This is a genomic window from Bacillus sp. 05T22 (assembly GCF_056396765.1).
Map to the genome: position 1 here is coordinate 1 of NZ_JBFTMC010000064.1, position 20,406 is coordinate 20,406.

Genomic DNA, 20,406 nt, shown 5'->3' on the forward strand with positions numbered 1-20,406 from the left:
GCATATTCCTGATACAAGTTCTCCTTGTGTCATTCCTTTATGTATACGAATTTGACGGATTCTTTCCCCAATTTGCATGTTCCCACCCCTTATTTAAACATTCCTAATAATGAAATAACGTTTTATATACTGATGTACTCTATTTTAATTGTACCGTTGTAATTCTATAATTTCTATCCATTTGTTAAAAAAATTGGTAAAAAATCCAATTTTTCCGTCATTTTTTTTATAAAATTCAACTACTTGTTATTAACATAAACCACATTGTATATTTTAAGTACGATAAACTTGCTAGAAAAAATTTGAAGCAAATATAAACAATTGTTATTTCTATCCTATCTCTAGCAGCTTGCACTTATTTTTCACACAAATATGATGAATGAATTTCATGCAATAAATTGATATTCAATTTATCACTCTAACTTATTACATATGGACAGTCTATTACCTATTCATAATAAAATTCAGAAAACGTAATAGATAAAATAATAATTGTTTTATTACAGTTTATCGATGATTGAAATCAAAAATATTTTATTAAATAAGAAAGAGGGATGATTATGATTTGGAGAACACATAACAAAAAGGCGCGAAAAACAGTAAGATATGTTGCAGGACTTGCTTTGCTTTTAATACTAGCATCCTATATATATCAATGGAATAATAATTTAGTGATTGATACGAATGAGGACATTGGTTTAATACTAGTTCTCACTACTTTCCTTTCGAGCTTCTTGCCTGTAAAAAAGCAAATCAATGAATAATAAAAAAGCACTTGAGGATTTAAAGTGAACCCCATTAATAGGGTTCACTTTAAATTGACCTCAGGTGCTTTTTTTGCAAGATAACATGTTATGCCTATTTATAATTGTATAACAAAAAAGATTGATCAAAAAGATCAATCCTTTACTCTACTTCATTTAAGAAGAACAATGTTAATACGCCCGGTCCTGTATGCGCTCCGATTGCTGCACCAATTGTATTTACAATAAATACTTCACAGCCAAATTTTTCAGTAATTAATGCTTTTAATGCATTCGCAGTTTCTAAATCATCACCATGGGTAATTCCAATCGTTTGACCTTTAAGGTTCTTCCCACGCTCTTCCATAATATCAACCATTCGGCCTAGAACTTTTTTTCTTCCTCTTATTTTTTCAAGTGGTACAAGCTTACCTTCTTCTACATTTAAAATCGGCTTAATGTTTAATAAACCACCAATAAATCCAGCAACCTTACTTAAACGCCCACCTCTTACTAAATACTGCAAATCAGCCACAGTAAAGATATGCTCCATATGTTTTGTTAGAAAAGCAATTCGTTTCAAAATTTCTTCTTTTGATGCACCTTCTTTAGCCATTTTCGCAGCTTCTAATACAACAAGACCTTGACCAAGTGAAGCGCATTTTGTATCAATAATTTCTAAATCGAAATCTGCATATGTTTCTTGTACTTCTTCTTTAATCACTACTGAAGATTGATATGTACCCGAAAGTTCAGAAGAGAAAGCTACATATATACAAGGTGTACCTTGCTTTGCATATGTAACGAACTTTTCTTGGAATGTTTCTAATGATGGCAGCGATGTCTTAAATACCTCGCCTTCTCTCATCTTTTGTAATAATTGGACCGAATCTAATGTTACTCCATCTAAATACTCTGTTTCTGCCTCATCATATACACGAAGCGGAATCAAATCTATATCATAAGCTTGCAGCAATTCTTTTGGTAAATCAGCAGCACTATCCGTAATGATTTTAACGCTCATTTTTAAACCTCTATTCTGTTATAAGTATACTAAAATAAGAACAATTACCTTTAAATTATATACGTAAAACAGGAATGAAGAAAGAGAAAGTATTATTAAACTATTCTACATTCTATGCACGGAATGTAGAGAAATTAACTTCATGATTAAATCAATTTCTCAAACGAGTTATATCTAATTGAATCAAGTACTATTATTTCATTACAAATTATTTTGTTTCCTATACAATAGAAATATCAGAATTTTTCAAGGATTGTATTTTTATGAAAATAAAATTTGCTTCATCAGAGGATTTAGAATGGATTAATCATCATTATAAAACAGTTGGATTTGTACCGAGTGATTTAAAAAAAGATAAAGTAGCAATTGTAATATACAACGGAGAATATGCGGGACTTGGACGTCTAGTTCAGATTGATGAGAGCACCATAGAAATGGGTGGTATTTATATACTTCCTAAATACAGAGGCTATAAATTAGCCGGAGATCTCGTCTCTTTTTTAGTACAAGAAGCAAAACAGTCGGATGCATCTAATGTCTATTGCATCCCCTTCGAAGAGCTAACAGCTTTTTATAAAAAATATGGTTATAAAGAAGTTAATACTGATCAAGAGACTGTTCCGCCTATTATCCTGATTAAATATAAATGGTGCTTACAGGAATATGATAAAAATGTTTTGTTGTTTAAATTATAAACACTTTTAAATTCAAACTTCATTTCATACCATTATTTGCTTCTTCAAACAAAAAGGCAGCATGTACAATTATACATGCTGCCTTTTCATCTATGAACAATCCTTATATATTAGTTTTTATCCATCTGCTTTAGTGCTTTTTTAGGAATTTCATTTTGTTGGACTTCTTCATATGTTGAAATCCCTTTATATCCCTCACTATTTGGTTTATCAAATACATACACACGTAAAAAAGCATTTAGCTTTAAATTTTTATTAGCATCGAACTTAATACTCGTCTTATTTCCATCTTTATCATATGCAATTACGTTATACTCGTAACGCTTCCAAGTAGGATCATCTTTATCTACCTGATATTCTTTTCCGTTCTCCGTAATATGAACATACATTTTATCTTTGCCCAATTTTTGCTTCATTTCAGCTAAATCCCAATCAATGCTTACAAAAGCAGTCATTAAAAGACCTAATAATACGAGAAAAGCAATCAAAGTTATTAACAGTTTCTTCATGTTTTCAACCTCTTGTTTTAATAGTATGTGACACCTCGTATACTATCAGAAACCTTATGATCTATTTATCTATTTTCCTTACAAAAACCTTACACTTTTGTAATAAATTCGAACTGATTTTGAATCAGCAAGGATTTCCTTTCCCTTCACTGAATAGCACTTCTCCTATCCGAACTTTTGGATGCGAATATTATAATTGAGAATGATAATAAGGAAACAATTTCATCTTTCCACTAAAAAACGTTATAATAAACTGTAGCTTCTACGATTACGTTATAAAGGAGATTAAAAAATGGCTAAAATTAAAGTGTATCAAGTAAAAGAAGAAAATATGGATGCGGTAAAAAACATCATTGATGCCCAGGAACAAAACCCATCTACTGCAGATTTACAAAATCTATACACATGTGTATTAGATACTGAGGATATGGCATTGCCTGAATCATATATAGAAGAAGATATTTTAATCGATTCTATTGAAGTAATGGTAAACGTTTCTCAAAACAAACTAAGAGACCTAGGTACATACGATGTAATTGAAGTACAAAACAAAGGTAAAAAAACACAGATTTTATTATTAGCAGACGAAGAATATGAAGTAATCGAAGGTTAATTTGTAAAGTTACATACAAAAAAGCTCCTTTCTATTTGAGAATGGAGCTTTTTTCTTCTATGCTTTTGATGTTTCAGCCTTTATCTTACCTTGTTCTTTCTTATATACCATTCGCTCATTCCCCATGAAAAAGATGAACAGGAATGCTAAACCTGCTGGAACTAACGCCCACATAAAAGTATGAACGATAGAACTTGAAAGGGCTTCAATAATTTTATCTAATATTTGTGGCGGAATTTGAGATCTTGCGCCTTCTGAAAGAATTGCTCTTGAATCCCCTAGAGCGTCGCTATTTATTCCGCCGTCCATTCCTTTAAATGCTTCTTCTAATTGATCTTGAAAACCTGTTCTTTGAATCATACCAAATATTGTAATCCCAAGTGTCATTCCTAATGAGCGGATAAAGTTACTCGTTGAAGTTGCTGATCCCCTCTGGTTCATACCGAAATTATGAATTGCAGCCATACTTAATACAGAGAATGAGAAACCTACGCCAAAACCGATAATAATCATATAAATGGTTAACCATACTTGATGTTAAAAATCCACCTAACTGTGCTGTAACTACTGATCCTAACATCATTGGCAATAGTAATAAGCCAGAATTCGTTGCCGATCCGCCATATACACCTTGAATAAACAAAGGAATATATACAGTTGCTGACATAAAAGCAGCCCCGTAAAATAAAGCGATAATTGTACTCATCCCGAATAAGCGCTGTTTAAACATTTCAAACGATATGATAGGTTCTGCCACTTTTCTTTCAATAAAAATAAACATAATAATTAAAATAGCAAATGCCGCAAATAAACTTAAAATAAAAGTAGAATCCCAATCATACTTCTGTCCACCAAGTTCTAATGCGAACATTAAACAAACAACTGCACCGACTAGTGTAATTGCACCAAACCAATCAATCTTTTGTTTTTGATGAACGCGCGATTCTTTATAAAAGAATACAATAAAAATAAGTGATAGAATACCAAGCGGTAAGTTAATATAAAACACCCAGTGCCAGCTAATGTAGTCTGTAATATATGCGCCAAGTAAAGGACCGAAAATACTAGATAATCCAAAGACCGCACCAAATAATCCACCCATTTTCCCGCGCTTCTCGGGCGGAAAAATATCAAAAACAATGGTAAAGGCAATTGGAACAAGTGCCCCGCCACCAATACCTTGGATCGCACGATAAATACCTAACTGCGTAATATTTTCTGCTGTACCACAAAGTGCCGAACCAATCATAAAGACAATTAAACCGAAAATAAAGAATCTTTTTCTACCATACATATCTGATAGTTTTCCGAAAATCGGCATTCCTGCCATTTCTGCTACCATATACGCCGATACCACCCAAACAAAGTTTTCTAATCCACCTAAATCGCCAACAATTGTTCCCATCGCTGTAACAACAATGGTATTATCCATTGATGCCATTAAAATCCCTAGCAATAAACCAGCAACTACCAAGCTAAGTTTACTATTCTTTGCAACCATATATCTTGCTCTCCCTCTTACAACTATATTTGTTTATGTTCTTTTACAACTGATTTTCCTTTTTGATTAAAGCTAGTATGATATTCAACAACACTTATTTCACAGCCAGGGCCAATTGTAACATTGTTTCCCCTCACTACTTCAGCTATTGTATGCTCTAAATAAATGTCATCACCTTCAATAATTGATGTTTGAAGATTACCAGTATGGCTTGTAAAAGGAATAAATCTAGCTTTTTTTCGTACTGTAATCTTTTTTCCACCAATTTCTCTTACTTTACTTCCTTCATAACGCAAGATAATGTTAATATTTTCAGCATTTAAAAGCCCTTCACTTTCAAGACCACCCGTTAATAAAAATTCTTCAACTTCAATATCTTCTTTTACAGTCAGTCCTCCTTTAATGTCCACAAAGTTTCCGGATAACTTTCCATTCACTTCGAACATTCCTCGAATTTTTATTTTGTTAATGTGACAATCATTCTGCACTTGTGTGTTACCATACACTTTCACATACTCAGCATGCAAACCACCTTGTACTTCACTATCTCCATACACAATATACGACTTTGTCGTCATATCACCATGAACATCGCTCGTTCCATATGCTTTAAATTCATTACAATTCACATTATTTGAAATTGTTCCTTCGCCCCGAATTTTCACCTTATTATAGGCTCCACCTGATGAACTACCCGAACCATTCAAAGTGAGACTATTTTGCTTTTCCATTTCCATTCCTCTCTCCATAAAAAATTAAACTTGCTGAATTTCTTTTACTTTTGCATTTTTATCGACATGAAGAACTCCCGTATATTCTATAAGTCCAATCTCACAATTCGGCCCCACTGTAACATTGTTGCCTCTTACAGTTTTAATTTGCACGTAATCAATATCAATATTGTCACCTTCTAACAATTCAGCTTCTAAATGTGATCCGAACACCGTTTTAAAAAGTCTACTAAATGCTGTTGGTCTGTGTCTTACTTTAATTGTTTGACCTCCTATTTCTTTCGCTCTACATGTACCATGAATGTCGATATCAATTTCATCCGCGCTCAGTAAGCCACCGATTGTAAACTGCCCTTCTGATGAAAAGACATCCACTTCGCAGTTACCATCTATAATCGCTTGCCCGCAAATCTTTAATTCTTCTCCAGTTAAAGTACCACCAACTGTACCTTTACCTGAAATCTTCATACTATTAGCACTTACATTCTTTGTAATCGTTGCTTTTCCATCAATTCGCATGTTTTCAGTATTTACTTGCCCGTCAACTTTTCCGGAGCCACTAATTCTTGTACGCTCACTTTTTAAATCACCATTTACACTACCTGACCCATTACATTCAAAATCATCACAGTCAACATTTCCATTAACAGTTCCTTTTCCATTTAACTGTACTTTATGGAACTCTCCACCATTTGAAGAACCATAGCCATTTATAATTAAATTTTCTGTATGCATTATTTCTCCTCCACTACAATAGTTTTGATTTTAACGCTTCTGTATATTGCATGATTGTTAAACGTACGACTATCTTCGTGCCTTTTTCAAAAAATAGATCTTCCACATTTGAAACTAAGAAACATGTAGCAATACCTAGTTTTCGAACCATAACTAATTTACTATTCTTTTGTTTCATGATTTCATAATGCTCATGCAGCACTTGCAGTATCATCTTACCTTCTTCTAAACTAATTTCTCCAGATTGCAGTAATTCTTCTAAAATGTATACATAAAGAATATCAAGAAATTGAAATTCTGCCGGTTTATTCGTTTGTTCTATAAAAAACTGTACAACCGGTTCGGAGGCAATACCCTTTCGTATCAGGTCTTCTTTCGTTAAAGAAATCTCTGTTACACTTGGTGAAAACATATTCGCTAATTCATCAAGAGACAAATCCTCTTTCATTGTTTGAATTTTATCAATACGCTCTAATATCTTTTCTTTCGGAAAAAATGTTTCTTGCCCTGTAAAAGTTGATTTTCTTACAAACCAATCTTCTGGTATTAAATTCTTTCTTTTCCACCTATATAGCTGTCCGTATGAAATACCAGTCAGTTCCAATAAATCCTTTTTTGAAATTAAATCCGTACTCAACTGTATAACACTCCTTCCTAACAACAATGTAACATAACACTGTTACATTGTAAATGGATGTTTATAAAAATGTGCGAAACAATGTTCAAAATCAAAATGTACTTCCATACAAAAAGGCCCTTTTGATTTTTCAAAAGAACCTTTATTAAATGCTTATATATTAAGGTTTAAACCATATATTATAAAAATCAATCCACCCTTGAGCGTTGATGATTATATTTTGCACTTTTTCATGTGTACGTATGTGTTGTTTATTACGATATAAAGGAACAATATGAATATTACGTAACAATGTGTCCTCTATATCGCGTAACAGTGTAATCCGCTTTTCAAAATTAGGTTCAATAAAATATGAATGTAATTGCTCATTAAAATCCAGAGAGCTATGCTGATAAATAAAGCTATTTTTTGAAAGAAACATATACAGAAAACTGCTTTCTGTTTGCTCGCTAATGGTAGCACTATCATGAATGATATCTGCTTGCTTTATCATTTGAACCTGTAATAATTCCTCTGCATCYAGAAACTTTATTTCAATTACAATTCCATATTTGGCGCATTCTTTTTGGATCCAATATGAATCCTCTACATGATCCTTCTCTTTAAATGTATATAAATATAATGTTTCATCATTGTATTTGCTATTTCCAATAAGGGTATGAATATCCTCCTCAATTCCCGGGACAGAGCTATTCGTTAATACTAATTCCTCTGCTACCTCGCCACGCTCTCCCTCTAACTCATCTATTATTTTGTTACTATGAATAATTTTATACAATGCTTTTCGAAATGTAACATCTTGCATAGGTCCTTGTTTCTCAGTGTTTAACGTTATATATGTTACATTGGATTCCAATATAGAAAGTTCCTTATGATACTTTTCTAATTCTTTATGTTGCGCCTTCACCAACACATCATATGTATCTATACTTTGTGGCACATTCCATAATTCAATCCGATCGAGAAAGGGCCGTTCACGAAAATACAAATCATGCGCTTCTAATACAAAAATAGACTCATCATTTTCACACAGTTTAAACGGTCCTGTTCCAATTAGGTTGTCTTCCTCATCTTCTATTACAATAGAACACTGTTCTGAGCTTAAAGCATGTAACAATAACTGATTTTCCGTATGCACGTGCATTTCTACAATATATTCATTTACAATACGAACACTTTCAACATGTTGAAGCATCCATGAATACGGATTATCCTCTTTATTCATAAACCTACCAAATGTATATACAACATCATGAGCTGTAAATCGTTTTCCATTATGAAATCGAACCCCCTTTCGTAAATAAAAAGTCCATAGTTTTAGATTGTCATTATATTCCCAATGAAAAGCGAGTCTCGGCTCTATTGTATTTGTGCTCTCATTAACATAAATAAGCGTGTCATATAGATGTTTTACCATATGACACTCCGAACGCATTGTAGCATATACAGGATCTAAAGAAATTTTCAGGTTCATTTCAACTTGTAAACGCAGTACATCTTGTCTTCCTCGAGAAGTCATTTCAATTTGATAACCAAATATCGAATCTATCCAAGCTTGGAATTGTTTTTCTAATACGGAGAAATATGAGCTATATTGCTCAACAAATGCTTTTCCACCCTTTACATCCCCCTGTTTCGTTATTTCTTTCCCCTTTTCTAAAATTAAGGAAGCAGGATCTTTTTGAAACGATAACTTTGACAGATTCCCTCTCCCGCGTCCTGGAAACCAACAAATCCAAGTTAGCTCTTCTAATTTTTTTATAATAAATTTACTATTACGATCCGTACAAAACACTGTTTCTGATATATTTTGTAATGATATTTCTATTTTTTCTCCCTCTGTTCTCCCTTTTCCATACCGGAGCCACAGCTGAACATACTGATCCAAAATAACCATATCCATCCCCCTAAAAGGTGAAAAATCCCACTCTTTCATTCTACCCTTTTTCATTTCTTGCTTCTATCTTAAGATTTCCATATAGAAAGGAGGAAATGAAGAATGAATCATCTTATAAAACGTTATAGCAAACCTATTTGGATTCGATTACTAGGTGAATTGTTAACAAGAACAACTGAAGCGATGTTAGCGATTATTTTTATTGTACATGTCAATAAAGCTTTGGAAGGTAATGTGATTCTGACAATGCTTCTGTTTGGATTGCAGCCACTTTCTGATATTGTGTTCACAATCATTGCTGGAGGTGTAACAGATCGCTACGGTAGAAAGAAAATTATGTTACTCGGGTTATTCGTGCAGGCAATTGCAATAGGCGGATTTATTTTTGCTGAATCAGTCCTATTCTTTGCTTTGTTATATGTGATGAATGGTATTGGCCGCTCCTTATATATTCCTGCTCAACGTGCACAAATTGCAGATTTAACAAAGCAAGAAAAACAAGCAGAAATATTCGCTGTTCTTCAAACAGTAGGAGCTATCGGTGCTGTGATTGGTCCATTCATCGGTGCCTTTTTTTACAATAGTCACCCTGAATACTTATTTATCATTCAAGCTGTAACTCTCCTGCTGTATGCCATTCTCGTCTGGACACAACTGCCAGAAACAGCTCCAATTCTTCAAACTAATGAAAGATCAGCACAAGTAACAACACGTACACAGTTTATTTTTAAGCATTATGCTATATTTGGACTCATGATATCTACTCTTCCGATTAGCTTTTTCTATGCCCAAACTGAAACGAATTATCGTGTATTTGCAGAAAATATCTTTCCAAATTTCTTATTCGTTCTCGCATTTATCTCAACTTGTAAAGCTGTAATGGAAATCATCCTGCAAGTTGGTCTTGTCAAATGGTCTGAACGATTTTCAATGCCTAAAATAATTGTAATTTCATATATTTGTTATACATTCGCTGCTATTGGTTATGGTTATTCTACAACATTATGGTCACTCTTCTTCACATTGCTTTTCCTGACAATTGGTGAAAGTATTGCTTTAAATCACTTACTACGATTTGTTTCCAGAATAGCACCAAGTCACAAGCGGGGATTATATTTTTCTATCTACGGCATACACTGGGATATTTCTCGAACGTGCGGCCCTGCTATAGGTGCAGTTATATTAAGTCATGTAAGCGGCGGCACTCTATTTTATATTTGCGCCTGCTTGTTAATAATCGGAGGAATTGTTCAAACTTACTTTGTATATTCAGTAGAGCGTAATAAATCAAAAGAGCTGTCCTTATAACAGAACAGCTCTTTTTCTTATATCAACTACCCTGCCATATTATTAACACTGTCCTCTGGGGAAAACTCTACATGTATATATTCTTTATTCATAAATTGTTATTTTTTAAGATTTCTGCTAACAATTTGTATAACCATTTTTATGAATTTTATACAAAATAAAAAAGCCGCCCTATTAAAGGCAGCTTTAGCTATGTATTTATACTTCAATACTTTTTCCATCTTCAACGATGTGGTAAAGTAAATGAGCTAAATGATGAATTGGACCATATTCTTCCTCTTCCTCATCTGTTTCACCTTGGAATTCAAGGTCATTTAAATACAGTGCTAAAAATTGATAGAATAATTTCAAATCAAATCCATAGCAAGCACTTGGTTCTTCGTGATCTCCTTCATATTGCAACATTAAGTATTGTTCATTGCCTTCTGCATCTTCTGCATCAAAGAATACAAAGAAACCAACATTTGTATCTAGATCAAATAGATGACGAGTACCATTCTCTGTTACTTTATTGAAGTCCTCTTCACTTAACTTATGTACTGTTGTTGCTTTTGCATTGTCTTCTTGATGAAAGTTTACTGTAAATGATTTCAATGCTGACACCTCCTGATTGTATAACAGTAGCATAACAGATTAGGACAAATAATACAAAAATGGATCGCTGACAATTGTCAGCGATCCACCTGATTTCATTTTCGTATTGCACGCAGTAATAAGCTGACAATAAAAATTAAAACAATGGCACCAATTAATGCTGGAATAATTGCATACCCTCCGATAACCGGTCCAAACGTACCCAATAATAATGTTCCAAGCCAAGAACCGATAATCCCAGCAATAATATTTCCAATCACACCACCAGGTACATCTTTACCAACGATTAAACTTGCTAGCCATCCTAAAATACCACCAACAATTAAAGACCATATAAATGCCATATCACTATACCTCCTTAATTTTACAAAACAAAAATAATACCTATAAATTATTGCTTACCATTAGTTATGCTACTATTTTTGATAAGTTATACCTTAAATGCCACGTATAGCTTTTTATACAATTGAATTAATACAGTTTTGTATCCATTCAAAATAAATTATTTTTCCAAACCATATTATTCCTCGATGATCTCATAGCCTTATTCCCTAAGAACAATCTGGTTTCAACATTGTTCTCATAAATTTTTTTAAAACGTTTGATAGTTAAAATCAATGGCCATTCTTTGTACAGACCGATTATCAAATCTTATGGGTTCAGCAATCTTTCTAAAATCAGCTACACTTTGTCCTCGAGTTTCGTCATTTGTTGTACTTATCCATACAGCAGACTTTTTATATTCAAAGATATTATCATTCATTAATGAAATAAACGGTAATAAATCATGAATGGGACTTCCACCAATTCCAAGGTATTCTTTTTTATAAAAGTTCTCATAATAAAAATCAATCATTGGCTTAATTAGTTTTGCTAGCCCTGTTCCCTTTTCATTAATAATGTTTCCATTTCAGGAGTAATAAGTGCCTGCTGCGTTACATTTAACGGATAAACACTAACATTCTTGGCATATTTCATGACAATATTAGTTGCAATTGGATCTCCATAAAGTGAAACTTTAATCAGTGGGGGTTTTCTTCATCCTCCTCTGATTATTAGTTGAACGAATCGGGCTTTTATGGGCAGTTGATCCCCCACCTAACTTCTTTGCTTTCGCTGAACTTTGAGGTGGGGGTCTTACTGCCCGTTAATGCGGGGTAAAAGTTAGCTTCTGAAACAGGGGTAACGTTACCTGGAAATAAAAATGCGCCACCCATTATATAATAAGCGCATACTTGGTCCATTACATCTGGATACAAAAGAAATAATGTTGCATGTTTTATCGGCATAAATTAAAGCAAATGCATCATTGATACCAAAATCTCCAAAAAAGTTTATTTTTTTATTAACTCCTCTCACTCCTCTTCATCATTTTCTACTATTATTATTATGCGAAAAAGACAAGGTGGTGAAACAGTATCAAATAAAAAAACCGCCTATTTACTGGCGGTTATATGGAGATAATAAAATTGTTTATATTTTATTCAACTATCGTGTCTTTTTTAATATGAATACAATTTATTTAACTTTTCATTTTCCTCTTAAAGCCCAAAACAGCGATTACGAAGATAATGATTATATAACCAACTACCCATAATAAAGGTACAACAAGATCACCATAAACTGGTCAAAAGAAGAATATAACAATTAGATACTTCAGGATCACATTCTCACTCTCTACAGTAAAAAAAGCACATAAAAACAGACCCTCTGTATGCTAATTTAATATATGTAGTTATAAATAAAAATCATTTTATTAAGTTATTTTTTTATACAGATTAACAAATTATATAAGATTGGTCTAAATATTCAAAATATAATTTTCGCTAAAAAACATTCCCTGTTAATTAAAGGAACTTTTAATATTTCTATTATACATGAATAGAAAAAACGACACTGTATTTTGTGTCGTTTCGGCTCTCTATCATTAAACAATTTTATTGTTTTTAAAGGACTTTATTATTTGTGAACAGCATTTTCCATCTTTTTATACGACAAATATGCTAATACATTCTTACTTGTATCATATTTAGGATTGTTTCCTTTTTTCGGCTCTCTAACATGTGTCTTTTCAAACCCAGGAATTTTAGGCATTTTCTCCAAAAATTCAACAATCTCTTTTTCAGTTCCCTCAACGCGTACACGAATCATTGTTATTACTCCTCAATTCTCTATTTCTCTGTACTAAGTATAGCGTACTGAGAAAAGACTGCAAGAAAATTATCTTTTTAGCGTTGAACTTTTATGACATACAAACAGTGCCATCTCCGTATAAAATGATTCTACTTTATTATTGTTAAATTGTATGTTGAAGAACTCCTTCATTTCATTTGACGCTTTCATCATACAATCCGTTAACTTGGAGCGTGTTGGCGATGGGACATCCATCATGTTACACCACCAATCAAAATTAAATTGTTTTTCAAATGTGAAACATGATTGCATTTGTAAACCTTGCTTTTCTAATAATGAAATCCACTCTGTTTTTCTAAGCGCTCTCCTGTGACTTGGATCTCGCTTTTTCTCAATAAAATTATAAAATGTATCATATTCTAGGTTTTCTGGGGAGACATTATCAATTAATATAAATAATCCGTTCTCTTCTAACTTTCGATGTACTTCAAAAATAAATTGAGAAGGGTTTGGAAAATGATGTGCTGCAATGCGACAAATAATCATATCAAACGATTGATTAGAAAATGGTAAATCCTCTGCATTTGCTACTACAAATGATACATTTTCATGTCCGTTTGTCTGGATAAATGCTTTCGCTTTTTCTAACATTTTTTCTGTTAAATCGAGCGCAACAACCTCTTTAAATATCGGGGCTAATAAATTAGCAACATGACCGCCACCTGTAGCAATATCAAGAAGACGAATATTTTTACGATTTTTTACTTGTTGAACGACATACTGTAAATCTGGCCCTTTTGCATGAATTTGACTATTCACATACTTTTCAGCATTACTACCAAATTGTGTTTTCACAAGTTCTTCGTTACTCATTTCAATCATCTTCTTTCTACATATATTTACATATTCTTTTTCAGCAAGAATATATAAATATCCTCTTTTAACTCAAATCTAAAAGAAGTATCCCCCTCTAAACCTAAAGGACAAAGTAAATCAAATCCCTGTCCCATCTTTATTCAATGGACTAAGAGCTTTATCCCCTTCTGCTTTTCCTCTTGTTTCATATATTCACGTATATTCGTACTATAAGCCTGCACAATGAAGGGAAGTGACAATACAAATAGTTCTTTTAACACATTCTCTTCGTATTCATCAACCCAATCCTTTGTTTCTGCACAATAATTAAAAATCAACGTATAGAAACTTCCGCATTCAATTTCTGTTTTACCTACACCTATTTCTCTTAATAACTCTTTACATAATAACGAATGTCCATCAATAAAGCGTGGAAAGTAATAAGCATAAATCATTTCACGGCACTTCTCCCTAATCATTTCCTCAAATTTAATATAGTATATTCTACTTTCAAAATAGAACGCTCCTCTTGTTTTCCCACTATACTCCCGTAAAAAATCTCCAATTGTATCATACGTATAGCCTTCATGCGTTTGATTCATATGTACTAAAATACCACTAGAGTTCACCATATATTTTGGGACTGATATGTAATAATAGACAATCCAAAAACAAAGCTTTGCTATTATTTCCTCTTCCTGCTCCTGTAAGAACTGGTCGAACAATTTTTTAAAAAATTGTTGAATCATAAGTATCCCTCCCTCATACATTTTAAATTTATTCCAATTTATTTTCTAATATGTAAATTTGATTTTTCGGCTCTATAAAAACAAAGTTTTATCCAAATCAAAAAGATTGAATTTCCATTATCAAACACGTAATATAGACTCTGACTCTAAAAAATAATGATTCAAATGTATGAATAAAAAGGAGGATTTATATACGATTTTCCCTATTTTATAAGACTGAGAGGTTTTGTTATGTGGCGTAATAAAAATGTCTGGATTGTTCTAATCGGTGAGTTTATCGCTGGGCTTGGTTTGTGGCTTGGGATTCTTGGCAATCTAGAATTTATGCAGAAGTATGTACCTTCTGATTTTATGAAGTCGGTTATTTTATTTATTGGATTATTAGCCGGTGTTCTTGTTGGTCCAATGGCTGGTCGTGTTATCGATCAATACGAAAAAAAGAAAGTCCTTCTTTATGCTGGTTTCGGCCGTGTTATCAGTGTTATTTTTATGTTCTTCGCTATTCAATATGAAAGTATCGCCTTTATGATTGCCTTTATGATTGCCCTTCAAATTTCAGCGGCTTTTTATTTCCCTGCATTGCAGTCTGTTATTCCGCTTATTGTTCGTGAACATGAACTATTACAGATGAATGGTATCCATATGAATATCGGAACAATCGCTCGTATTGCTGGAACCTCACTAGGTGGTGTTCTTCTTGTCGTTATGAGTTTACAGTACATGTACGCGTTCTCAATGGCAGCATACGCTTTATTATTCCTGTCGACCTTTTTCCTACAATTTGAAGATCAAAAATCAAATACATCAAGTAAAAAAGCAGCAAAAGATAATAGCTTTATGGAAGTATTTCGGATTTTAAGAGGAATCCCAGTTGCATTTCGGGCACTTATTTTAAGTATTATTCCCCTTTTATTCATCGCTGGTTTCAATTTAATGGTTATTAACATTAGCGAAATGCAACATGATCCGACAATTAAAGGGTTTATTTATACCATTGAAGGTGTGGCTTTTATGTTAGGAGCTTTCGTAATTAAGCGTTTATCTGATCATTTCCCACCTGATAAATTACTTTATTTCTTCGCCTTCTGTACTGCTTTTGCGCATCTCTCATTGTTCTTTAGTGATGTGAAATGGATGGCACTTGTATCATTTGGTCTATTTGGATTTAGCGTTGGTTGTTTCTTCCCTATCATGTCAACAATTTTCCAAACAAAAGTTGAAAAAAGTTATCATGGACGTCTTTTCTCATTCCGTAATATGTTTGAAAGGGTAATGTTCCAAATTGTCTTACTTGGAACTGGGTTCTTCTTAGACACAATTGGGTTACGATATATGGTTCTTATTTTTGGCGCTATTTCATTATTAATTATTTTTATGTCGTTATCAAAGCACAAGCAGGCAAGTAAAAACACTTCCCAAGTATCGAACATGTAAAATCCATCTCCAAATTGAGATGGATTTTTCTCTTATTGTAAGAGATTACCTAAGTCTCCTGTTGTTATATTCCCACTATTTGCTTCATCTGTATCAATATGCATATCTAATGCGTATGTATCTTTTACACGAACTAACACTTGATTAAAAATCAATCCTCTGTTTCCTTCTACTTTCACACTTACATATTGTCCATCTTTCACTTGAAATCTTTCAGCATCTTGAGGTGTCATATGGATATGGCGCTCAGCGACGATTACACCTTTTTCAATTTTTAAAGAACCCTTTGGACCAATAAGAGTAATCCCTGGTGTTCCATCAATATTGCCTGATGCGCGAATCGGAGCATCCACTCCTAATTTACGTGCATCTGTTTTTGAAATTTCAACCTGTGTAAACTTTCGAATAGGACCAAGGATACGGACCTTTGAGATTTCTGCTTTTTCGGTCTTGATTGTTACTGTTTCTTTCGCTGCAAATTCTCCCGGTTGTGAAAGCTCTTTTGCAACCAGGAGTTCATATCCTTCTCCAAAAAGCTTTTCTAACCCTTCGTTTGTCAGATGAATATGCCGATTTGATACACCAATTGGAATTTGTTTCACCTTTAACACCTCTTCATTATGTGGTAGTATTCATACTCTTTAGCCTTCCCTTCTTTTTCTTTTTACACAACTGTGTTTTGAATTCTGGCTCAAAAGTGATAAAATACAATTATGTGTTTTCAGAATAATAAAAGAATATAAAAGTTAGAAAAATGAAAGCACAGTTTTTTAGGAGGGGTTTTGATGACTTATACGTTAGCAGCTAGAATGAAAGCATTTCAATCTTCTATATTCAGTGAATTAGCAGCTTATAAAAAGGAAAAAATTGCAGCAGGTCACAAAATGATCGATTTAAGTATTGGCAATCCAGATATGCCTCCTGCTGATATTGTAAGAGAAGCTATGGTACATACAGCAAGCGGAAAAGAAAATTACGGTTATACTTTAACAGGTATTCAAGAATTTCACGAGTCAGTAACTGAATATTACGATAACAATCACAATGTTAAATTAGATCCAAACAATGAAGTTTTATTATTAATGGGTTCCCAAGATGGACTTGTTCACTTACCTATGGTTTTTGCAAATCCAGGTGATCTTATTTTAGTACCTGATCCTGGATATACAGCATATGAGACGGGTATTCAAATGGCAGGTGCAAAGCCTTACTTCATGCCTTTAAAGAAGGAAAATGATTTTTTACCTAATTTACAAGACGTTCCTGAAGAAATTGCTAAACAAGCAAAAATGATGATATTAAACTTCCCTGGAAATCCAGTTCCAGCAATGGCACATGAAGATTTCTTCAAAGAAGTTATCATCTTCGCAAAACAACACAATATCATTGTGGTACATGATTTCGCATATGCAGAATTTTATTATGATGGAAAGAAACCAATCAGTTTCTTATCTGTTCCTGGCGCCAAAGAAGTTGGTGTTGAAATTAATTCCCTATCCAAAAGCTATAGCTTAGCTGGTAGCCGCATTGGTTATATGATTGGAAATGAAGAAATTGTAGGTGCACTAGCGCAATTTAAATCAAACACAGACTACGGCGTGTTCTTGCCAATTCAAAAGGCCGCATCAGTTGCCTTACGTAAAGGGGCCGATTTCTGTGAAAAAAACCGCATCATCTACCAAGAACGWAGAGATACTTTAGTTGATGGATTTGCTTCTTTCGGATGGCATGTTGATAAACCAGCCGGCAGTATGTTCATATGGGCTGAAATACCAAAAGGCTGGACTTCATTAAAATTTGCTTATGCATTAATGGATCGTGCGCATGTTGTTGTAACCCCTGGTCATGCTTTTGGACCACATGGTGAAGGTTTTGTTCGCATCGCACTTGTCCAAGATAAAGAAGTATTACAACAAGTTGTTGAAAACATTAAAAATAGCGGTATTTTCTCTCTTGAAAAAGCAGATGCATTAGTCAAGAATTAATTACAAATCCCCTGCTTCCTTTTAGCAGGGGTTATTATTTTATATTCACTTTTCATTTAGAAATTAGGAGGTACATATGAATATCACAGCTATTAACGATACACTTCCCCATCGTCACCCATTTTTAATGATTGATAGAATTACAGAAATTGAAAATGAAAAATCCGTAAAAGGATATAAATTAATAACAACTAACGAATGGTTTATAAATGAGAATCAAAACAGTATGCCTCACATGCTAATTGTAGAGGCACTTGCGCAGCTTGGAGCATTCGTGGGAACAAGCAAGTCTAATGGATTAGGATTTCTCTCCTCATTAGACGGCGTAACATTTAATGGAACTGCTACTCCTGGTGATAAGCTAGATTTACAATATGAAGTTCTACGGAACAAACGAGGATTTATTCTCGGCAAAGGAATCGCTTCTGTAAATGGTAAACCAATTGTTATAGTTGAAAAGTTATTAGTTTACATCACTAAATAAAGATTTAATTATAGATATCCGTTATGATAACTACATAATGATAAGGAGTACAAAAATGAAGAGCGCCGTCGGTATTGATGCTGGAGGAACACTAACAAAAATTGCTTATTTTAATGAAGACAATGAATTACATTTTAAAAAATTTTACTCTCATGAACAAAACAAAATTCAAAAGTGGTTAAATAAAAATAAGTATATAAATAGATTGTCTCTGACTGGTGGTAAAGCTGAACAGTTACAAACATTATTTTTAGAAAAGTACACTATAGAGTATGTTGCAGAATTCGATGCCACACTTGCAGGCGTTCACTATCTTATTAACAACGGAAATGATTCCATAAATAACTTTGTTTTAACAAATATCGGTACAGGAACATCCATTCATTATGTCCATAATAAAAATTATATTCGTGCTGGAGGAACTGGTATTGGTGGAGGCACTATCATGGGCTTGTCGAAACTATTAGCGAATATAGATCGTTTTGAAGAAGTAATCCAGCAGACAAAACTAGGTTCTAGGCAGAATCTCGATATAACAGTTGGAGATATTTATAGCGGAATTCTATCTCCTATTGATAGTAATTTAACAGCTAGTAATTTCGGGAAAGCTGCTATTAGTGAAGCTGATTATAACAAACCCGATTTACTCGCCACCCTTCAAGGTCTTGTTGGTGAAGTAGTTACTGCATTAAGCCTTCAATTTGCAGAAGCAAAAGATATGGATCATATCGTTTATATTGGATCTACACTATCAAATAATACACATCTACAAGAAATTATAGGTAGTTATACTTTGTATCAAAATAAAAAACCTATCTTCTTAGAAGATCACGGTTTTAGCGGGGCTATTGGGGCTTTATTGAGTGCGGTAAAATAAATTCATCACAAAAAGGGGACTTTTGTGAAAGAGAAAACATTAATCAAAATTGAAAAAGATATCGAAAATCACGACTTAGGAAAAGCAAGAGATCGACTTCATGGCTTAATTCAGGCTTACCCTGAGGACCTTTCACTTCGCAAAAAATTAGGTGATATTTATTTCAAGTTACAATATCCAACAATGGCCGGACGCTATTGGTATCTTGAAGAAAACAAAACACCTGAAATGCTTCAAGCATGCCAACGATTTGAAAAATCGATGGGCAACAGTCCTAATGAGATTGTAAGAGCTTTAAAATTTAAAGGTGATTCTGCAATAATTAATACATTATCATTAAACTATACTAGCTCTAATATACAACATCGTGTCATAAGCCAGATTGTCCAAGGACCTGAAGAAACTTGGAAGGATACCCTAGTTACAATTGGTTGTATTTCTATCTTGCTAATATTGATTATAACTGCCTGCATTGGATTATATACAATATTCAATTGGATATTTTCGTAAAATTTTCACACAATAAAAAGCTGGTATAAACCAGCTTTTTTTATGAACTATAACTCTACATACCCTTTTTCTCCACCGAGATACTGAAAGTCAGTTACACCAAACTCTTTCGTTACATATAATTTTATCGCTTCAATCCCTTCACCAAAATAAGGAATAGGGTTTTTCAAAAACGAGATTGTTTTTTCTCCATCATAAATTTTAGCTTTTATTATATCTTTGTCCGAATGAAACAATATATATATTCCCTTATAATAATATTCATAATATCCCTCTTCATCCTGTTCACTCTTGTCTTCAAAAGGTATACATTCCATTTTATAAGTATCCCCATTAATATTTATCAATTCCATGTAATCCGCCCCTTTAAAGAAAACTTAGGTACATTAACA

Annotated in this window: 23 protein-coding genes and 3 pseudogenes; 9 read left to right on the top strand and 17 right to left on the bottom strand. The window is 33.3% G+C overall.

Features of this window, described 5'->3' with window-relative positions; all coding sequences use genetic code 11:
* Nucleotides 1-78: helix-turn-helix domain-containing protein (locus tag AC1DIT_RS17965; protein WP_476998333.1), on the bottom strand; the 78-nt coding region annotated here is incomplete at its 3' end.
* Nucleotides 79-560: 482 nt separating this feature from the next.
* On the opposite strand from AC1DIT_RS17965, the gene AC1DIT_RS17970 reads away from it, so the two are divergent.
* A complete protein-coding gene (locus AC1DIT_RS17970; RefSeq protein ID WP_016115161.1) occupies nt 561-764 on the top strand; it encodes a hypothetical protein in 204 nt (67 codons plus the stop codon).
* A gap of 142 nt (nt 765-906) precedes the next feature.
* Here AC1DIT_RS17970 and AC1DIT_RS17975 read toward each other — a convergent pair whose 3' ends face one another.
* On the bottom strand, nt 907-1,767 hold the full coding sequence (locus AC1DIT_RS17975) for a DegV family protein (protein ID WP_016115162.1): 861 nt from the start codon (nt 1,765-1,767) through the stop codon (nt 907-909).
* Nucleotides 1,768-2,030: 263 nt separating this feature from the next.
* On the opposite strand from AC1DIT_RS17975, the gene AC1DIT_RS17980 reads away from it, so the two are divergent.
* The gene (locus AC1DIT_RS17980; RefSeq protein ID WP_016115163.1) at nt 2,031-2,462 is read left to right on the top strand and encodes a GNAT family N-acetyltransferase; all 432 of its coding nucleotides are present in this window, start codon (nt 2,031-2,033) and stop codon (nt 2,460-2,462) included.
* A gap of 110 nt (nt 2,463-2,572) precedes the next feature.
* Here AC1DIT_RS17980 and AC1DIT_RS17985 read toward each other — a convergent pair whose 3' ends face one another.
* Nucleotides 2,573-2,971 (bottom strand): YxeA family protein, encoded by a 399-nt coding sequence (locus AC1DIT_RS17985; protein ID WP_016115164.1) that lies wholly within the window; start codon nt 2,969-2,971, stop codon nt 2,573-2,575.
* A gap of 292 nt (nt 2,972-3,263) precedes the next feature.
* Here AC1DIT_RS17985 and AC1DIT_RS17990 point away from each other — a divergent pair, with 292 nt between their 5' ends.
* Nucleotides 3,264-3,584, top strand: coding sequence for a hypothetical protein (locus AC1DIT_RS17990; protein WP_016115165.1), 321 nt, complete (start codon nt 3,264-3,266; stop codon nt 3,582-3,584).
* 57 nt (nt 3,585-3,641) lie between these two features.
* Here the strand turns inward: AC1DIT_RS17990 and AC1DIT_RS17995 are convergent.
* The 5 genes and pseudogenes from AC1DIT_RS17995 to AC1DIT_RS18015 all read right to left on the bottom strand — a co-directional run bounded on the left by AC1DIT_RS17995 (nt 3,642) and on the right by AC1DIT_RS18015 (nt 9,124).
* Nucleotides 3,642-5,085 (bottom strand): annotated as a pseudogene (locus AC1DIT_RS17995) (MDR family MFS transporter).
* A gap of 23 nt (nt 5,086-5,108) precedes the next feature.
* A complete protein-coding gene (locus AC1DIT_RS18000) occupies nt 5,109-5,816 on the bottom strand; it encodes a hypothetical protein (RefSeq protein ID WP_033671249.1) in 708 nt (235 codons plus the stop codon).
* 24 nt (nt 5,817-5,840) lie between these two features.
* Nucleotides 5,841-6,551, bottom strand: a complete 711-nt coding sequence (locus tag AC1DIT_RS18005) for a polymer-forming cytoskeletal protein (protein WP_016131487.1) — start codon at nt 6,549-6,551, stop codon at nt 5,841-5,843.
* Nucleotides 6,552-6,564: 13 nt separating this feature from the next.
* Nucleotides 6,565-7,188, bottom strand: coding sequence for a YhbD family protein (locus AC1DIT_RS18010; RefSeq protein WP_016131488.1), 624 nt, complete (start codon nt 7,186-7,188; stop codon nt 6,565-6,567).
* Between the two features lie 160 nt (nt 7,189-7,348).
* Nucleotides 7,349-9,124 (bottom strand): ABC transporter substrate-binding protein, encoded by a 1,776-nt coding sequence (locus AC1DIT_RS18015; RefSeq protein ID WP_016131489.1) that lies wholly within the window; start codon nt 9,122-9,124, stop codon nt 7,349-7,351.
* Between the two features lie 63 nt (nt 9,125-9,187).
* On the opposite strand from AC1DIT_RS18015, the gene AC1DIT_RS18020 reads away from it, so the two are divergent.
* Complete coding sequence (locus tag AC1DIT_RS18020; protein ID WP_016115171.1) at nt 9,188-10,393, top strand: MDR family MFS transporter; 1,206 nt, start codon at nt 9,188-9,190, stop codon at nt 10,391-10,393.
* Nucleotides 10,394-10,591: 198 nt separating this feature from the next.
* Here the strand turns inward: AC1DIT_RS18020 and AC1DIT_RS18025 are convergent, their stop codons facing one another.
* The 7 genes and pseudogenes from AC1DIT_RS18025 to AC1DIT_RS18055 all read right to left on the bottom strand — a co-directional run bounded on the left by AC1DIT_RS18025 (nt 10,592) and on the right by AC1DIT_RS18055 (nt 14,724).
* Nucleotides 10,592-10,987 carry a hypothetical protein gene (locus AC1DIT_RS18025; protein ID WP_003197987.1) on the bottom strand — a complete coding sequence of 132 codons (396 nt, stop codon included), beginning with the start codon at nt 10,985-10,987 and terminating at the stop codon, nt 10,592-10,594.
* Between the two features lie 95 nt (nt 10,988-11,082).
* Nucleotides 11,083-11,331 carry a GlsB/YeaQ/YmgE family stress response membrane protein gene (locus AC1DIT_RS18030; protein ID WP_016115172.1) on the bottom strand — a complete coding sequence of 83 codons (249 nt, stop codon included), beginning with the start codon at nt 11,329-11,331 and terminating at the stop codon, nt 11,083-11,085.
* Between the two features lie 207 nt (nt 11,332-11,538).
* Nucleotides 11,539-12,261: pseudogene (locus AC1DIT_RS18035) on the bottom strand (nucleoside hydrolase); the annotation flags it as partial.
* Between the two features lie 248 nt (nt 12,262-12,509).
* Nucleotides 12,510-12,608, bottom strand: a pseudogene (locus AC1DIT_RS18040) (ABC transporter permease); the annotation flags it as partial.
* A gap of 338 nt (nt 12,609-12,946) precedes the next feature.
* Nucleotides 12,947-13,138 (bottom strand): YvzF family protein, encoded by a 192-nt coding sequence (locus tag AC1DIT_RS18045; protein ID WP_016132928.1) that lies wholly within the window; start codon nt 13,136-13,138, stop codon nt 12,947-12,949.
* 69 nt (nt 13,139-13,207) lie between these two features.
* On the bottom strand, nt 13,208-13,993 hold the full coding sequence (locus AC1DIT_RS18050; protein ID WP_016132929.1) for a class I SAM-dependent methyltransferase: 786 nt from the start codon (nt 13,991-13,993) through the stop codon (nt 13,208-13,210).
* 143 nt (nt 13,994-14,136) lie between these two features.
* Nucleotides 14,137-14,724 carry a hypothetical protein gene (locus AC1DIT_RS18055; protein WP_016132930.1) on the bottom strand — a complete coding sequence of 196 codons (588 nt, stop codon included), beginning with the start codon at nt 14,722-14,724 and terminating at the stop codon, nt 14,137-14,139.
* A gap of 231 nt (nt 14,725-14,955) precedes the next feature.
* On the opposite strand from AC1DIT_RS18055, the gene AC1DIT_RS18060 reads away from it, so the two are divergent.
* Nucleotides 14,956-16,158, top strand: a complete 1,203-nt coding sequence (locus AC1DIT_RS18060; RefSeq protein WP_016132931.1) for an MFS transporter — start codon at nt 14,956-14,958, stop codon at nt 16,156-16,158.
* A 32-nt stretch (nt 16,159-16,190) separates the two neighbouring features.
* On the opposite strand, the gene pduL is transcribed toward AC1DIT_RS18060, so the two are convergent.
* Entirely contained in the window at nt 16,191-16,760 is a 570-nt protein-coding gene (gene pduL, locus AC1DIT_RS18065; RefSeq protein ID WP_016132932.1) for a phosphate propanoyltransferase, read from the bottom strand.
* Nucleotides 16,761-16,943: 183 nt separating this feature from the next.
* Here pduL and AC1DIT_RS18070 point away from each other — a divergent pair, with 183 nt between their 5' ends.
* From AC1DIT_RS18070 to AC1DIT_RS18085, 4 genes are all read left to right on the top strand, one after another.
* Nucleotides 16,944-18,143: an LL-diaminopimelate aminotransferase gene (locus AC1DIT_RS18070; RefSeq protein WP_016115181.1), complete on the top strand. Its 1,200-nt coding sequence runs from the start codon at nt 16,944-16,946 to the stop codon at nt 18,141-18,143.
* A 76-nt stretch (nt 18,144-18,219) separates the two neighbouring features.
* Nucleotides 18,220-18,627 (top strand): 3-hydroxyacyl-ACP dehydratase FabZ family protein, encoded by a 408-nt coding sequence (locus tag AC1DIT_RS18075; RefSeq protein WP_016131492.1) that lies wholly within the window; start codon nt 18,220-18,222, stop codon nt 18,625-18,627.
* Nucleotides 18,628-18,682: 55 nt separating this feature from the next.
* A complete protein-coding gene (gene coaW, locus AC1DIT_RS18080; RefSeq protein WP_016115183.1) occupies nt 18,683-19,504 on the top strand; it encodes a type II pantothenate kinase in 822 nt (273 codons plus the stop codon).
* Nucleotides 19,505-19,528: 24 nt separating this feature from the next.
* Nucleotides 19,529-20,014, top strand: a complete 486-nt coding sequence (locus AC1DIT_RS18085; protein ID WP_016132933.1) for a DUF6584 family protein — start codon at nt 19,529-19,531, stop codon at nt 20,012-20,014.
* Nucleotides 20,015-20,061: 47 nt separating this feature from the next.
* Here the strand turns inward: AC1DIT_RS18085 and AC1DIT_RS18090 are convergent, their stop codons facing one another.
* Nucleotides 20,062-20,367, bottom strand: a complete 306-nt coding sequence (locus AC1DIT_RS18090) for a hypothetical protein (protein WP_016115185.1) — start codon at nt 20,365-20,367, stop codon at nt 20,062-20,064.
* Between the last annotated feature and the right edge of the window lie 39 nt (nt 20,368-20,406).

Coding starts and splice junctions, on each gene's coding strand:
- AC1DIT_RS17970 (WP_016115161.1), top strand. CDS start 561: ATGATTTGGAGAACACATAACAAAAAGGCGCGAAAAACAGTAAGATAT.
- AC1DIT_RS17975 (WP_016115162.1), bottom strand. CDS start 1,767: ATGAGCGTTAAAATCATTACGGATAGTGCTGCTGATTTACCAAAAGAA.
- AC1DIT_RS17980 (WP_016115163.1), top strand. CDS start 2,031: ATGAAAATAAAATTTGCTTCATCAGAGGATTTAGAATGGATTAATCAT.
- AC1DIT_RS17985 (WP_016115164.1), bottom strand. CDS start 2,971: ATGAAGAAACTGTTAATAACTTTGATTGCTTTTCTCGTATTATTAGGT.
- AC1DIT_RS17990 (WP_016115165.1), top strand. CDS start 3,264: ATGGCTAAAATTAAAGTGTATCAAGTAAAAGAAGAAAATATGGATGCG.
- AC1DIT_RS18000 (WP_033671249.1), bottom strand. CDS start 5,816: ATGGAAAAGCAAAATAGTCTCACTTTGAATGGTTCGGGTAGTTCATCA.
- AC1DIT_RS18005 (WP_016131487.1), bottom strand. CDS start 6,551: ATGCATACAGAAAATTTAATTATAAATGGCTATGGTTCTTCAAATGGT.
- AC1DIT_RS18020 (WP_016115171.1), top strand. CDS start 9,188: ATGAATCATCTTATAAAACGTTATAGCAAACCTATTTGGATTCGATTA.
- AC1DIT_RS18030 (WP_016115172.1), bottom strand. CDS start 11,331: ATGGCATTTATATGGTCTTTAATTGTTGGTGGTATTTTAGGATGGCTA.
- AC1DIT_RS18045 (WP_016132928.1), bottom strand. CDS start 13,138: ATGATTCGTGTACGCGTTGAGGGAACTGAAAAAGAGATTGTTGAATTT.
- AC1DIT_RS18050 (WP_016132929.1), bottom strand. CDS start 13,993: ATGAGTAACGAAGAACTTGTGAAAACACAATTTGGTAGTAATGCTGAA.
- AC1DIT_RS18055 (WP_016132930.1), bottom strand. CDS start 14,724: ATGATTCAACAATTTTTTAAAAAATTGTTCGACCAGTTCTTACAGGAG.
- AC1DIT_RS18060 (WP_016132931.1), top strand. CDS start 14,956: ATGTGGCGTAATAAAAATGTCTGGATTGTTCTAATCGGTGAGTTTATC.
- AC1DIT_RS18075 (WP_016131492.1), top strand. CDS start 18,220: ATGAATATCACAGCTATTAACGATACACTTCCCCATCGTCACCCATTT.
- coaW (WP_016115183.1), top strand. CDS start 18,683: ATGAAGAGCGCCGTCGGTATTGATGCTGGAGGAACACTAACAAAAATT.
- AC1DIT_RS18090 (WP_016115185.1), bottom strand. CDS start 20,367: ATGGAATTGATAAATATTAATGGGGATACTTATAAAATGGAATGTATA.